Genomic DNA, 14,898 nt, shown 5'->3' with positions numbered 1-14,898 from the left:
CTATTTTATTGAAAGTTTCCCTTTTATGGTATAATAGAGAAAGCGAGGACATTCATGAAAGAAAGAATTAATGAATTAAAAACAAAAATGCTGCATTTTTTCCAGCAGCTAATGCAACGAATTGCAAAATGGAAGAAAAGACTAGCAAAAAAACTAGCTAATAAGAAAACCGGTAAAAAGGGGACCTCTTCTGACAAAGTTAGAAGGGCAGGGTCTATTTTTGCTAAGGTTTTGAGTGGGTTTAAAATAGTCTTTAATACTCTCTTTATCTTAGGCTTTATCGGTGGACTGTTTGGCGCTGGTGTGGCTATGGGTTATGGAGTCGCTCTATTTGACAAGGCCCAGGTACCTCAAGCAGAAGAGTTGGTCAAGCAAGTGAAGGATATTGCCTCTATTTCAGAAATCACTTATTCTGACGGCAGTACCATTGCCTCGATCGAGGGCGATTTATTGCGCACTTCAGTCGCTTCAGATGCTATCTCAGACAATCTTAAGAAAGCCATTGTTGCGACAGAGGACGAGCATTTCAATGAACACAAGGGAGTTGTGCCTAAGGCCGTTATTCGTGCGACTTTGGGAACCTTTGTCGGTCTGGGCTCGTCTAGTGGTGGTTCGACCTTGACCCAGCAGGTCATCAAGCAGCAAGTGGTGGGGGATGCTCCAACTCTAGCTCGTAAGGCTAAAGAGATTATTGATGCTCTAGCTTTAGAACGGGCCATGGGTAAGGATGAGATCTTGACAACCTACCTTAACATTGCTCCTTTTGGTCGCAATCATAAAGGTCAAAATATTGCAGGTGCCCAGCAGGCTGCAGAAGGAATCTTTGGGGTCAATGCTTCGGATTTAACGGTCCCTCAAGCTGCCTTTATCGCAGGGTTGCCACAGAGTCCAATCAGTTATTCTCCTTATGAATCTGATGGTAGTATGAAGAGTGATGAGGACATGGCTCTGGGAATCAAGCGTGCCAAGGATGTCCTCTACAACATGTACCGGACAGGGGCTCTAAGTCAGGAAGACTACGATAAGTACAAAGATTATGACTTTAAGAAAGATTTCCTACCATCCGGTAGTGTTAGTGGTACTTCGCGTGACTATCTCTACTATGCAACCTTGGCAGAAGCTACTGACCGCATGTACGACTACCTTGTCCAACGAGATAATGTTTCTGCGCAAGAATTAAAGAATGAGTCCATTCAGAAATCCTATCGTGATTTAGCCACTAAGGAAATTGAAAATGGTGGCTATAAGATTACGACAACTATCAATAAAAATGTTCATGCTGCGATGCAAAATGCGGTTGCGACCTACGGTTATCTGCTAGATGATTCGACAGGTCAGCCTGAGGTGGGGAATGTCCTCATGGACAACCAAACGGGAGCTATCCTTGGGTTTGTCGGTGGTCGTAATTATCAAGAAAATCAGAACAATCACGCTATCGATACCAAGCGTTCTCCAGCTTCAACCACAAAACCTATATTGGCCTATGGTATCGCTATTGACCAAGGTTTGATGGGGAGTGCAAGTATCTTATCAAACTATCCTACCAACTTCTCAAACGGGAACCCCATCATGTATGTCAATAGTCCTGGTACGGGAATGATGACATTGGGAGAAGCCCTTAACTACTCATGGAATATCCCAGCCTACTGGACGTATCGTACGCTTCGAGAGAAGGGTGTTGATGTCAAAGGCTATATGGAAAAAATGGGTTACGAAATCCCAGAATATGGGATTGAAAGTTTACCGATGGGTGGGGGGATTGACGTTACAGTTGCCCAGCATACCAACGGGTATCAAACTCTGGCCAACAATGGAGTTTACCATAAGAAACATATGATCGCGAAGATCGAGTCAACGGATGGCCGATTGGTATACGAGCACAAGGATGAGCCTGTCCAAGTTTATTCGAAAGCGACAGCAACCATTATGCAAAGTCTCCTTCGGGATGTTATCTCGTCTCGGATTACTTCAAGTTTCCAGACGGACTTGACGACTATCAATCCATCCCTAGCCCGTGCTGACTGGATCGGAAAAACTGGTACGACCAATGAAGATGAAAATATGTGGCTCATGCTTTCTACACCTCGATTGACTTTGGGTGGCTGGTTAGGTCACGATGACAACAGACCACTAGCCAAAGGAGCAGGCCACTACCGCAATGCCAACTATATGGCCCACTTGGTCAATGCTATCCAACAAGCTGAACCTGGAATATGGGGGAATGAGCGCTTTAATCTGGATCCAAGTGTGACCAAGTCACAAGTTCTTCGTTCTACAGGGCAAAAACCAGGCAAGGTTTCCATCAATGGGAAAGAAATAGAAGTTTCTGGATCAACAGTAACGAGCTACTGGGCGACTAAAGAAGGTGCCCCAGTGACCACCTATCGCTTTGCTATTGGAGGAAGCGATGCAGATTATCTGAACGCATGGAAGAATATTCTAGGAAGCATTCCAGCAGTGACTCCTCCAAGCTCAAGTTCAAGCAGTAGCTCTGGAAGTTCAAGTTCGAGTGGGAATACTCAAAGTGGTTCTACAGGACGTTCACGTCTATTTAATCGCTAAGAAAGAGTAGTAGCAAGGTTAGTAATTTCTCCTTGTTGCTACTTTTTTCTTTGTTGGTTTCGTGTTACAATAATAATATGAATCATTATCAGAAAAAGATTGTTAAGGGAACAGTATACTCGCTACTCTCAGGCCTAATCTGGGGGATTTGTGGGATTTTAGGAGAGTATTTTTTCACTCATTATCCAGTGTCTTCTGGATGGATTACTTCTATGCGGTTGCTTGTGGCGGGGAGTTTGGTTTTAGGTTTATCTGCTTTTCAGTTGCGTAGCCGCTTGTTGGACATCTGGCGTGATAAGAAAAATTATCTACCTTTTTTAGCCTATGCTATTCTAGGTATTTTTTCTGTGCAGTTTTTCTTTTATCTCTGCGTTGAGTATTCCAATGCGACGACGGCGACCATTTTGCAATTTATCAGCCCTGTTTTTATCCTGTTTTACAATCGAATCATTTACCAGAAGAAGGCTTCTATTACAGCTGTGTTCTATGTTTTGATTGCCATGCTAGGTGTTTTTTTGATGGCTACAAAAGGGGATTTGTCCCAGTTATCCATGACACCTTTGGCTCTAGTGACAGGTTTGCTCAGTGCAGTAGGGGTCATGTTTAATGTTATCCTTCCCCAACGCTTTGCACGGCGCTACGGATTTGTTCCGACTGTTGGTTGGGGGATGATTCTGGCAGGTCTCTTTAGTAATTTCCTCTACCCTATTTATCGGATAAGTTTTCAAGTGGATCTGGTAAGTGTGCTGATTTGTCTGACGATTGCCGTGTTTGGTACAGCTTTTGCCTTCTTCCTATCTATGAAGGCTGTGTCACTCGTTTCCCCGCTGGTTGTATCAGTGGTGAGTGCTAGCGAACCGCTCTCTTCAGCTTTATTAAGTGTTCTTTTTCTGGGAATGGTCATGGATGGTTTTTTGGCCTTAGCTATGGTGTTGATTATCGTTCCGATGATTTTTTTATCTGTAGAGGAAGCAAAACAAGCCCAGTAAAGATGATTATTTGATAGTTGAGGCTTCAAATTTGAAGCCTTTTTTGGTAGAATAGGTATCATTATAACGAACCAGGAGGCACCTATGACTGCTACAAAAATGAACGCTCAAGAAATTATCCAATTTATCGCCAATGCTGAAAAGAAAACCAGTGTCAAAGTAACCTTTGAAGGAGAACTTGCAACTGCTGTACCTAGCTCTGTTGTCAAACTAGGAAATGTTTTATTCGGAGACTGGAAGGATGTTGCTCCGCTTCTTGAAGGTTTGGTAGAAAATCAAGATTATGTTGTCGAGCAAGATGCTCGTAATTCTGCAGTTCCTTTGCTAGACAAACGTGCGATCAATGCTCGTATCGAGCCAGGTGCTATTATCCGTGACCAGGTTGAAATTGGTGACAATGCTGTTATCATGATGGGAGCTGTTGTCAATATCGGTGCTGAAATCGGTGCTGGAACCATGATTGACATGGGTGCCATCCTTGGAGGTCGTGCTATCGTTGGGAAAAACAGTCACGTTGGTGCAGGTGCAGTTTTGGCGGGTGTGATTGAGCCAGCTAGCGCTGAACCAGTCCGTGTCGGAGATAATGTTCTTATCGGTGCCAATGCAGTGGTGATCGAAGGGGTCCAAATCGGCAGTGGTTCAGTTGTTGCAGCAGGAGCTATTGTTACCCAAGATGTTCCAGAAAACGTGGTAGTGGCAGGTGTTCCAGCTCGTATCATCAAAGAAATTGATGCCCAAACCCAACAAAAAACAGCGCTAGAGGATGCGCTTCGTACCTTGTAAAAATAAAAAGAGGCGGATACTTCTTCCAGCCTCTTTCTTCTATCAAAAGGAGGATCGATAGATGTTAGATTTGATTCAGACTAGACGAGATTTACACCAGATTCCAGAGATTGGCTTGGAAGAGTTCAAGACTCAGGCTTATTTGCTGGATGTGATTGAGAAATTGACTACGGGCAAGGATTTTGTTCAAATTCGTATTTGGCGAACAGGGGTTTTGGTCTATTTGCAGGGAAGCCAGCCAAAGAAGACTATTGGCTGGCGAACAGATATTGATGGCCTGCCTATCGTCGAACAAACAGGACTGCCTTTCGCCTCTCAGCACCAAGGTCGCATGCATGCTTGTGGCCATGATTTTCATATGACTATTGCCTTAGGCTGTCTCGAACGCGCCCTGGAGGAACAACCCAAGAATAATTTGCTCTTTCTATTTCAGCCTGCTGAAGAAAATGAAGCTGGTGGCATGCTCATGTATGAGGACGGTGCTTTTGGAGACTGGCTACCAGACCAGTTTTATGGACTCCATGTTCGTCCGGATCTAAAGGTTGGACAGATTGCGACCAATACCCATACGCTCTTTGCAGGGACTTGTGAGGTGAAGATTCGTTTCAAAGGAAAAGGGGGACATGCAGCCTTTCCGCATGAAGCCAATGACGCCTTGGTGGCTGCTAGTTACTTTGTAACCCAAGTACAGTCAGTTGTCAGCCGCAATGTCAATCCCATCGAGGGAGCGGTGGTGACCTTTGGCCTTTTCCAAGCTGGAACAACCAATAATGTCATTACAGACACAGCCTTTTTGCATGGAACCATTCGCGCCTTGACTCAGGAAATGAGCCTCTTGGTACAAAAAAGAGTCAAGACAGTCGCAGAAGGGGTTGCAGCAGCCTTTGATATGGAAGTCGAAGTAGAACTCAAGCAAGGAGGCTACCTACCTGTTGAGAACAATCCAGCCTTGGCGCGTGAACTGATGGACTTTTTTGAAGAGAAAGATGGAATCGAGTTGATTGATATCGAGCCTGCTATGACAGGCGAGGACTTTGGTTATCTCCTTTCGAAGGTAGATGGCGTTATGTTCTGGCTAGGTATCGATAGTCCCTACGCTCTTCATCACCCTCAGATGAGTCCTAAGGAAGAAGCCATAGCCATTGGGGTAGATGCAGTCTCTAGTTTCTTAAAAAAGAAGGCAGCAGAGTAGAGGAATTGTCTATGAAAGCAGAACTACGCAAGAAAATTTTGCAAGAAATGAAGGCTTTATCTCAGGAGCAAAAACGGGCTATGGATCGAGCTTTAACCGAGCGTTTCTTACATCATCCCTTTTACCAAGAAGCTAAGAACATCGCAACCTATCTCTCTTTCCCTCATGAATTTCAAACGCAAGAACTGATTGAGCAGGCGCTGAAGGACGGCAAGAAGGTTTTGATACCCAAAACCTATCCCAAGGGGCGCATGGAGTTTGTGGTCTATCATCCGCAGCAGTTGGTAAAAACTTCCTTTGGTTTACTGGAACCGCAAGGAGACTTGGAAGTGGTGGAACTGTCTCAGATTGATTTGATTCATGTTCCAGGGCTAGCTTTTACGACAGAAGGCTATCGAATCGGATATGGTGGAGGATACTACGACCGCTATCTAGAACATTTTACTGGTCATACTTTGAGTACGGTTTATCCTTGTCAAATTCAGGAGTTTAACTTGGAAGACCATGATATTCCCGTCCAGGAGGTGCTAATCTATGAAGGAAATCTTTGATAAACGTTATCCTGTGACTAGTTTCTTCCTCCTAGTAACCGCATTGGTCTTTCTCTTGATGTTGGTTCTTACAGGTTTAAATTTTGAACGAGCAGATACCTTGCTTCAGTTTGGAGCCATGTATGGACCGATCATTCGCCTGTTCCCTGAGCAGATTTGGCGCCTTTTTTCGGCTATATTTGTGCATATTGGATGGGAGCATTTCATTGTCAATATGATTTCGCTCTACTTTCTTGGACGACAGGTTGAGGAGATTTTCGGCTCCAAGCAGTTCTTCCTTCTCTATCTCTTATCAGGAATGATGGGCAATCTCTTTGTGTTTGCATTTACACCGAAAGTTGTCGCAGCTGGAGCATCCACTTCTCTCTACGGGTTATTTGCTGCGATTATCGTCCTGCGTTACGCAACTCGCAACCCCTATATTCAGCAGTTGGGGCAATCCTATCTGACACTTTTCGTGATAAATATCATTGGAAGTGTTCTGATTCCAGGAATCAGCCTAGCAGGCCATATCGGAGGTGCAGTAGGCGGTGCCTTTCTAGCAGTCATCTTTCCAGTCAAATGGGAGAGAAGGATGTACAGTACCAGCCAGCGAATCGGAGCAACTGTACTTTTTATCGCACTAGCCATTTTCCTTTGCTATAAGGGAATGACCTATGTGTAGGGGGGATAGTTAAATGCGAGCACCGATTCGGTTGCTAATAAGTCATCTGCAAAGATGGCTTTTTTGTTGCAATCGTCAACAAAAAACAAAGCCCTTATTTAAGAGCTTTGTTTTTCTTCTATTCCCCCTCAGCTAACTCTTTCCCAAGTTGGATGAGGTAGTCTTTCAAGTCGTCTTTGACTTGTGGGTGTTTGAGAGCGTAGTCGATGGATGTTTTCATAAAGCCAAACTTATCTCCGACATCGTAACGAGCTCCTTTGAACTCACGAGCAAATACACGTTGTGTTTTATTGAGGGTATCGATTGCATCTGTCAGCTGAATTTCATTTCCTGCACCTGGAGCTTGATTTTCGAGGATTTGGAAAATTTCAGGAGTGAGGAGGTAGCGTCCAATAATAGCAAGGTCGCTAGGAGCATCCTCTGGCGCAGGTTTTTCAACGAAGGTTTCAACGCTGTAAAGACCGTCTTTCCCTTCTCCTTGCGGAGCAATAACCCCATAAGCAGATACTTCGTCATGAGGGACTGGCATAACAGCGATAGTGGACGCGTGTGTACGCTCGTAGTCATCCATGAGTTGTTTGGTAAGTGGAACAGCCTTTTCGTCCGTGATATCCATCAAGTCATCACCAAGCATAACGACAAAAGGTTCATTTCCGACGAAAGCTTTGGCTTGCAAGACAGCATCTCCGAGACCACGTGGATGTGTTTGACGGATAAAATGCAGGCGCATGCCGGTTGTCTCATCCACCAGCTTCAAAAGATCTGTTTTCCCTTTTTCTTTGAGGTTGTATTCCAATTCGAAGTTTGAGTCGAAGTGGTCCTCGATAGAACGTTTTGACTTACCAGTAACAACCAAGATATCTTCGATTCCAGACTTGAGGGCTTCTTCAACGATAAACTGGATAGTTGGCTTGTCTACGATTGGCAACATTTCCTTGGCCAAGGCCTTAGTTGCTGGGAGGAAGCGAGTTCCCAATCCAGCGGCTGGGATGACTGCTTTTCTGACTTTTTGTTTCATGATGTTCCTTTCTATAAAGGTCTATGACCATTCGTTTTCTGCTTTAAATTCATTGCTCATGATGTCAGTGATTGCTTCTTTGATATTGACACCTTCGTAGATAACTCGGTAAATAGCCTGTGTGATTGGCATGTAGACACCCAATTCCTTAGCCAGTTCGTAAGCTGCTCGAGTTGTTGAAATGCCTTCGATGACCATGCCCATGTTGGCTTCGATGTCTGCGAGGGATTCTCCACGACCGAGAGCATCACCTGCCCTCCAGTTACGAGAGTGGACAGATGTACCAGTTACAATCAAATCTCCAACTCCAGAAAGCCCGCTATAAGTCAGAGGGTTAGCTCCAAGAGCGACCCCTAGACGGGTGATTTCAGCCAAGCCACGGGCAATGATAGCCGCCTTGGCATTGTCGCCAAATCCTAGACCATGTAGTGCTCCAGCGCCAACTGCGATAATGTTTTTGAGAGCACCAGCGGTTTCAACTCCGATAACATCCGTATTAGTATAGAGACGGAAGTAGTGATTGCTAAAGAGATTTTGGACGTACTGGGCCGTTTCAAGGTCTTTAGAGGCTGCCGTGATCAAGGTAATATCCCGTACAATAGTTTCCTCAGCATGGCTAGGTCCTGAAACAACGACGACTTCACTACGGAGATCGACTGGAATTTCCTCTTCAAGAATAGTTGATAGACGTTTGTGGCTATCTGGTTCCAATCCTTTGGAGGCATGCATGATGACAACCTTGTGATTGAGCACCTTTGCTACTTGTTGGGCAACCAGTCTCGTTACTTTTGTTGGGACTACAAATAAAACAGCATCCACATCCTTTAGTGTTTCTTCTAAATCATGATAGGCTTTGATTTTTTCGTCGAGTAGGATATCTTTGAAGTAGCGTTTGTTTGTATGTTGGTTATTGATTTCATCAATTTGGTCAGAAATATTTCCCCAAATTCGAACCTCGTGTCCATTGTCGTTTAGGACCTGCGAAAGGGCAGTTCCCCAAGAACCAGGACCCAAGACAGCGATGGTTTGTTTCTTCATCTTTTCCTCCTTGTAAGAGTTCTTCCTTTCATTTTACCATAAAAAGCCTTTTCATGCATCACCTGTAGATGAGAGCGCACTAATTTATAATAAGGAGACTTCTTTGACAAGATGTCTCTTTTTTGCTAGAATAGCATCAATATGAACGAATGAGAAGGAGCTGACGCAGGATGTCGCTCCCTTAATCTATTTTATTAGGAGGAAATATGCTCATTAAAAAAATAAAAACCTATAAATGGCAGGCCTTGGCATCCTTAATGATGACAGGCTTGATGGTTGCGAGCTCGCTCTTGCAACCGCGCTATTTGCAAGAGGTGTTAGAGGCTTTGTTGGCCGGTCAACATGAGGCTATTTATAGTATTGGCGCTTGGTTGATAGGGGTAGCCCTAGTTGGTCTGGTTGCAGGTGGGGTCAATGTAACGCTTGCAGCCTATATTGCTCAAGGAGTGTCTTCGGACCTTCGTGAAGACGCTTTTCGCAAGATCCAGACCTTTTCTTATGCCAATATCGAGCAGTTTAATGCCGGCAACCTTGTCGTCCGAATGACCAATGATATCAACCAAATTCAGAATGTGGTGATGATGGCTTTTCAAATTCTCTTCCGTCTCCCTCTTCTCTTTATCGGTTCCTTTATCTTGGCGGTTCACACTCTTCCGTCACTTTGGTGGGTGATTGTCCTCATGGTGCTCCTAATCTTTGCACTAACAGCCATCATGATGGGGATGATGGGGCCACGATTTGCTAAGTTTCAAACCCTTCTTGAACGGATCAATGCTATCGCCAAAGAAAATCTACGTGGAGTGCGCGTGGTCAAATCCTTTGTACAAGAAAAAGCACAATTTGACAAATTTACCGATGTTTCTGATGAACTTCTCGGACAAAATCTTTATATCGGTTATGCCTTTTCAGTTATAGAACCTGTTATGATGCTAGTGGGCTATGGAGCGGTTTTCCTTTCAATCTGGTTAGTGGCCGGAATGGCGCAGTCAGATCCATCTGTAGTGGGTTCGATTGCTTCCTTTATCAATTATCTCAGCCAGATTATCTTTACTATTATCATGGTTGGCTTTTTAGGAAATTCTGTCAGTCGTGCCATGATTTCCTTGCGTCGTATCCGCGAGATTCTAGATACCGAGCCAGCGATGACCTTTAAAGATCTCCCAGACGAAGAGTTAGAAGGAAGTCTCTCTTTTGAAAATGTAACCTTTACCTATCCTAATGATGACGAACCTATGCTGAAGAATGTAACCTTTGATGTTGCGCCTGGTCAGATGGTCGGTGTGGTTGGGGCTACTGGAGCAGGGAAGTCCACCTTGGCTCAGTTAATACCACGACTGTTTGATCCACAAGAGGGATCTATCAAGATTGGTGGCAAGGATATTCGAGACGTCAGCGAGGGAACCTTGCGTAAAACAGTTTCCATCGTCTTGCAACGTGCTATACTCTTTAGTGGAACCATTGCAGATAATCTTCGTCAAGGAAAAGGCAATGCCAGCTTGTCAGAAATGGAACGTGCAGCACGGATTGCCCAGGCCAGCGAATTTATCGGGCGTATGGAAAACAAATTTGAGAGTCAGGTCGAAGAACGTGGCACTAACTTTTCTGGTGGACAAAAGCAGCGGATGTCCATTGCCCGTGGGATTGTCAGCAATCCCCGTATCCTGATTTTTGACGATTCGACTTCAGCCTTGGATGCCAAGTCAGAGAGACTCGTACAGGAAGCTTTGAACAAAGACCTGAAAGGAACGACAACCATTATCATCGCTCAAAAAATCAGTTCAGTCGTCCATGCAGACAAGATTTTAGTCTTGGATCAAGGGCGTTTGATTGGAGAAGGAAGGCATGCGGACTTGGTAGCTAGCAATGCCGTCTACCGCGAAATCTACGAAACACAAAAGGGAAAGGAGGAATAAAATGAAAACCGTTCGATTTTTCTGGAATTATTTTAAAGTTTACAAGTTCTCCTTTGTCATTGTGGTTCTGATGGTTGCAGTTGCGACGATTGCCCAAGCCCTCTTTCCAGTTTTTTCAGGTCAAGCAGTGACGGAGCTCGCTAACCTAGTTCTGGCTTATCAAAATGGAACTTCCGAACTAGCCTGGCAGAGTTTGTCAGCTCTGATGCTGAATCTAGCTCTGGTTGTTCTCGCCCTAGTGGTATCCAGTTTGATTTACATGACCTTGATGACCCGTGTGATTGCTGAGTCAACAAATGAGATGCGTAAGGGCCTCTTTGGCAAACTCTCTCGTTTGACGGTTTCTTTCTTTGACCGCCATCAGGATGGCGACATCCTTTCTCGCTTCACGAGTGACTTGGATAACATCCTTCAAGCCTTCAATGAAAGCCTAGTTCAGGTCATGAGCAATATTGCTCTTTACATCGGTTTGATTTTTGTCATGTTTTCAAGAAATGTGACGCTAGCCCTGATAACAGTAGCCAGCACCCCAGTGGCCTTTCTCATGTTGGTTTTCATCGTGAAGATGGCCCGCAAGTACACCAATCTCCAGCAAAAAGAGGTTGGGAAACTCAACGCCTACATGGATGAGAGTATTTCTGGACAGAAAGCTGTTATCGTACAAGGAATTCAAGACGACATCGTAGCAGGCTTTGTGGAGCAAAATGAGCGCGTGCGCAAGGCAACCTTTAAAGGGAGAATGTTCTCAGGCATCCTCTTTCCTGTTATGAATGGGATGAGCTTGGTCAATACGGCCATCGTTATTTTTGCAGGTTCTGCGGTCTTGCTGAACGATCCAAGTATCGAAACAACGACAGCCCTAGGTTTGATCGTCATGTTTACCCAATTTTCTCAGCAGTACTACCAGCCGATTATCCAGGTGGCTGCGAGTTGGGGGAGCCTCCAGTTGGCCTTTACTGGGGCGGATCGTATCCAAGAAATGTTCGATGCAGAAGAAGAGATTCGTCCGCAAAATGCGCCTGCCTTTACGGAATTGCGAGAAGGCGTTGAAATCAGTCACATTGATTTCTCTTATGTGCCAGACAAGCCGATTTTAAAAGATGTCAGCATTTCAGCTCCTAAGGGGCAGATGATAGCAGTTGTCGGTCCGACTGGTTCGGGAAAAACAACCATCATGAACCTCATCAATCGTTTCTACGATGTGGATGCAGGTAGCATTTCCTTTGATGGAAAAGACATCCGTGACTATGACTTGGATAGCCTGCGGAGCAAGGTCGGGATTGTCTTGCAGGATTCGGTCTTGTTTAGTGGGACAATCCGAGACAATATCCGCTTCGGTGTACCAGATGCCAGTCAGGAAATGGTCGAAGCAGCTGCCAAGGCAACTCATATTCATGACTACATTGAAAGCCTGCCTGATAAGTATGATACCCTTATTGATGATGAGCAGAATATCTTCTCGACTGGGCAGAAACAATTGATTTCCATCGCTCGGACCTTGATGACAGATCCTCAAGTCCTAATCTTAGATGAAGCGACTTCCAATGTCGATACCGTAACAGAAAGCAAGATTCAACATGCCATGGAGGCAGTTGTAGCAGGACGAACCAGTTTTGTCATTGCCCATCGTCTCAAGACCATCCTCAATGCCGATCAGATTATTGTCCTCAAAGATGGAGAGGTCATTGAACGTGGGAATCATCACGAGTTGCTCAAACTCGGCGGTTTCTACTCAGAACTCTATCATAATCAATTTGTATTTGAATAAGAAAAAAGTTGTCCTTTTGGGCAGCTTTTTCTTATCCATAAAAAATACTTATCACGGTCTTTTAAAAAACATATTAGACAGGAAAGGGTTGGAGTGATAAGATAAGACTGTCGCAAGAAAATCGAAAGGAGACACATCATGGCTAGAACGGTTGTAGGAGTTGCTGCAAATCTATGTCCTGTAGATGCAGAAGGGAAAAACATTCATTCATCTGTATCCTGTAAATTTGCAGAGAGCATTCGTCAAGTCGGAGGTCTTCCTTTAGTAATTCCTGTAGGGGATGAGTCCATTGTTCGCGATTATGTGGAAATGATTGACAAACTCATCTTGACAGGTGGGCAAAATGTCCATCCTCAGTTTTATGGAGAGAAAAAGACCATTGAGAGCGATGATTACAACCTTGTACGCGATGAGTTTGAACTAGCTCTCTTGAAAGAAGCCCTTCGTCAGAATAAACCAATTATGGCAATCTGTCGTGGTGTCCAGCTGGTCAATGTTGCTTTTGGCGGCACCCTCCACCAAGAAATTGAAGGTCACTGGCAAGGCTTGCCTTTTGGAACATCTCATTCTATTGAGACAGTAGAAGGAAGCGTGGTGGCTAAGTTGTTTGGCAAAGAAAGTCAAGTAAATTCAGTCCATCGTCAAAGCATCAAAGACCTGGCGCCTAATTTCCGTGTGACTGCTATTGATCCAAGAGATCAGACCATCGAAGCGATCGAGTCTGTCGACGAGCATCGTATCATCGGCTTGCAGTGGCACCCAGAGTTTCTGGTCAATGAAGAAGACGGCAATTTAGAACTCTTTGAGTATTTATTAAATGAATTGTAACGGTTAGAATCTCTAGCCGTTTTTATTCGTCCTTTCAGATTTTTTATATTTTAGCATTTTTACGCAAACGTTTGAATTGTGATAAAATTTGAGGAAATTCAGTATAAAAACTTGAAAAAATTGCTGGTAAGCGTTATGATAGTAAAGAAGAAATTATGGAGGATTATCATGTCACATATTAAATTTGATTATTCAAAAGTTTTAGACAAATTTGTTGCTCCACATGAAGTGGAATACATGCAAGCACAAGTAACAGCTGCAGACGAACTGATTCGTAAAGGAACTGGTGCTGGTAGCGACTTTTTGGGTTGGTTGGACCTTCCTGAAAACTACGACCGCGAAGAATTCGACCGCATCTTGAAAGCTGCTGAGCAAATCAAATCAGACAGCGATGTCTTGGTTGTAATTGGTATCGGTGGATCTTACCTTGGTGCCAAAGCAGCTATCGACTTCTTGAACCACCACTTTGCTAACTTGCAAACAAAAGAAGAACGCAAAGCTCCACAAATCCTTTACGCAGGAAACTCAATCTCATCTACTTACCTTGCTGACTTGGTAGAGTACGTAGCTGACAAAGACTTCTCAGTAAACGTGATTTCTAAATCAGGTACAACAACTGAACCAGCGATCGCTTTCCGTGTCTTCAAAGAACTCTTGGTTAAGAAATACGGACAAGAAGAAGCTAACAAACGTATCTACGCAACAACTGACCGCCAAAAAGGTGCTGTTAAGGTTGAAGCAGATGCCAACGGTTGGGAAACATTTGTGGTTCCAGATGATATCGGTGGACGCTTCTCAGTATTGACAGCAGTTGGATTGCTTCCAATCGCAGCATCAGGTGCAGACATCAAAGCTCTTATGGAAGGTGCGAACGCAGCTCGTAAAGACTATACTTCAGACAAACTTTCAGAAAATGAAGCTTACCAATACGCAGCAGTTCGTAACATCCTTTACCGTAAAGGTTACGCTACTGAAATCTTGGTAAACTACGAGCCATCACTTCAATACTTCTCAGAATGGTGGAAACAATTGGCTGGTGAGTCAGAAGGGAAAGACCAAAAAGGTATTTACCCAACTTCAGCAAACTTCTCAACTGACTTGCACTCATTGGGTCAATTTATCCAAGAAGGAACTCGTATCATGTTTGAAACAGTTGTCCGTGTGGACAAACCACGTAAGAACGTGATCATTCCTACTTTGGAAGAAGACCTTGACGGACTTGGTTACCTTCAAGGAAAAGACGTTGACTTTGTAAACAAAAAAGCAACTGACGGTGTTCTTCTTGCCCACACTGACGGTGATGTACCAAACATGTACGTCACCCTTCCAGAGCAAGATGCCTTCACTCTTGGTTACACGATCTACTTCTTCGAATTGGCAATTGCCCTTTCAGGTTACTTGAATGCCATCAACCCATTTGACCAACCAGGTGTTGAAGCCTACAAACGTAACATGTTTGCCCTTCTTGGAAAACCAGGATTTGAAGAATTGAGCAAAGAGCTTAACGCACGTCTATAATAGAAGAAAAGAGTGGCTTGTCCACTCTTTTTACTCTCTTTATTCGTAGACATTGGACTCAGGCGAGACTTGTG

At 44.2% G+C, this 14,898-nt stretch carries 12 protein-coding genes; 10 read left to right on the top strand and 2 right to left on the bottom strand.

The annotated features are described in order from the left end of the window. Nucleotides 1–54 precede the first annotated feature (54 nt). The 6 genes from pbp1b to P8P68_RS06455 all read left to right on the top strand — a co-directional run bounded on the left by pbp1b (nucleotide 55) and on the right by P8P68_RS06455 (nucleotide 6,741). Complete coding sequence (pbp1b, locus tag P8P68_RS06480; RefSeq protein ID WP_278275782.1) at nucleotides 55–2,562, top strand: penicillin-binding protein PBP1B; 2,508 nt, start codon at nucleotides 55–57, stop codon at nucleotides 2,560–2,562. Nucleotides 2,563–2,639: 77 nt separating this feature from the next. Continuing rightward, nucleotides 2,640–3,551, top strand: a complete 912-nt coding sequence (locus P8P68_RS06475; protein ID WP_008284424.1) for an EamA family transporter — start codon at nucleotides 2,640–2,642, stop codon at nucleotides 3,549–3,551. Between the two features lie 84 nt (nucleotides 3,552–3,635). Then, entirely contained in the window at nucleotides 3,636–4,334 is a 699-nt protein-coding gene (dapD, locus tag P8P68_RS06470) for a 2,3,4,5-tetrahydropyridine-2,6-dicarboxylate N-acetyltransferase (protein WP_000127448.1), read from the top strand. A 61-nt stretch (nucleotides 4,335–4,395) separates the two neighbouring features. Further along, nucleotides 4,396–5,526, top strand: coding sequence for an N-acetyldiaminopimelate deacetylase (locus P8P68_RS06465; RefSeq protein WP_000885096.1), 1,131 nt, complete (start codon nucleotides 4,396–4,398; stop codon nucleotides 5,524–5,526). Nucleotides 5,527–5,537: 11 nt separating this feature from the next. Then, nucleotides 5,538–6,077, top strand: a complete 540-nt coding sequence (locus tag P8P68_RS06460) for a 5-formyltetrahydrofolate cyclo-ligase (RefSeq protein ID WP_000642760.1) — start codon at nucleotides 5,538–5,540, stop codon at nucleotides 6,075–6,077. After that, the gene (locus P8P68_RS06455; protein ID WP_000658477.1) at nucleotides 6,061–6,741 is read left to right on the top strand and encodes a rhomboid family intramembrane serine protease; all 681 of its coding nucleotides are present in this window, start codon (nucleotides 6,061–6,063) and stop codon (nucleotides 6,739–6,741) included. The genes P8P68_RS06460 and P8P68_RS06455 overlap by 17 nt, the downstream gene beginning before the upstream one ends. Before the next feature lie 118 nt (nucleotides 6,742–6,859). On the opposite strand, the gene galU is transcribed toward P8P68_RS06455, so the two are convergent. After that, nucleotides 6,860–7,759, bottom strand: coding sequence for a UTP--glucose-1-phosphate uridylyltransferase GalU (gene galU / locus P8P68_RS06450; RefSeq protein ID WP_000811022.1), 900 nt, complete (start codon nucleotides 7,757–7,759; stop codon nucleotides 6,860–6,862). A gap of 21 nt (nucleotides 7,760–7,780) precedes the next feature. Then, nucleotides 7,781–8,797, bottom strand: coding sequence for an NAD(P)H-dependent glycerol-3-phosphate dehydrogenase (locus P8P68_RS06445; protein ID WP_278275781.1), 1,017 nt, complete (start codon nucleotides 8,795–8,797; stop codon nucleotides 7,781–7,783). A 206-nt stretch (nucleotides 8,798–9,003) separates the two neighbouring features. On the opposite strand from P8P68_RS06445, the gene P8P68_RS06440 reads away from it, so the two are divergent. The 4 genes from P8P68_RS06440 (at nucleotide 9,004) to P8P68_RS06425 (ending at nucleotide 14,824) form a co-directional block, all read left to right on the top strand. Further along, nucleotides 9,004–10,710, top strand: a complete 1,707-nt coding sequence (locus tag P8P68_RS06440) for an ABC transporter ATP-binding protein (RefSeq protein WP_278275780.1) — start codon at nucleotides 9,004–9,006, stop codon at nucleotides 10,708–10,710. 1 nt (nucleotide 10,711) lies between these two features. Next, the gene (locus tag P8P68_RS06435; protein WP_000859993.1) at nucleotides 10,712–12,478 is read left to right on the top strand and encodes an ABC transporter ATP-binding protein; all 1,767 of its coding nucleotides are present in this window, start codon (nucleotides 10,712–10,714) and stop codon (nucleotides 12,476–12,478) included. A gap of 138 nt (nucleotides 12,479–12,616) precedes the next feature. After that, a complete protein-coding gene (locus tag P8P68_RS06430; protein WP_033629221.1) occupies nucleotides 12,617–13,306 on the top strand; it encodes a gamma-glutamyl-gamma-aminobutyrate hydrolase family protein in 690 nt (229 codons plus the stop codon). A gap of 168 nt (nucleotides 13,307–13,474) precedes the next feature. Next, a complete protein-coding gene (locus tag P8P68_RS06425; protein ID WP_000018248.1) occupies nucleotides 13,475–14,824 on the top strand; it encodes a glucose-6-phosphate isomerase in 1,350 nt (449 codons plus the stop codon). Nucleotides 14,825–14,898 lie beyond the last annotated feature (74 nt).

Source organism: Streptococcus sp. D7B5 (assembly GCF_029691405.1).
Taxonomy (GTDB): domain Bacteria; phylum Bacillota; class Bacilli; order Lactobacillales; family Streptococcaceae; genus Streptococcus.
Note: the sequence above shows the minus strand (reverse complement) of the source record. Positions and strands in the feature narration are given on the sequence as shown.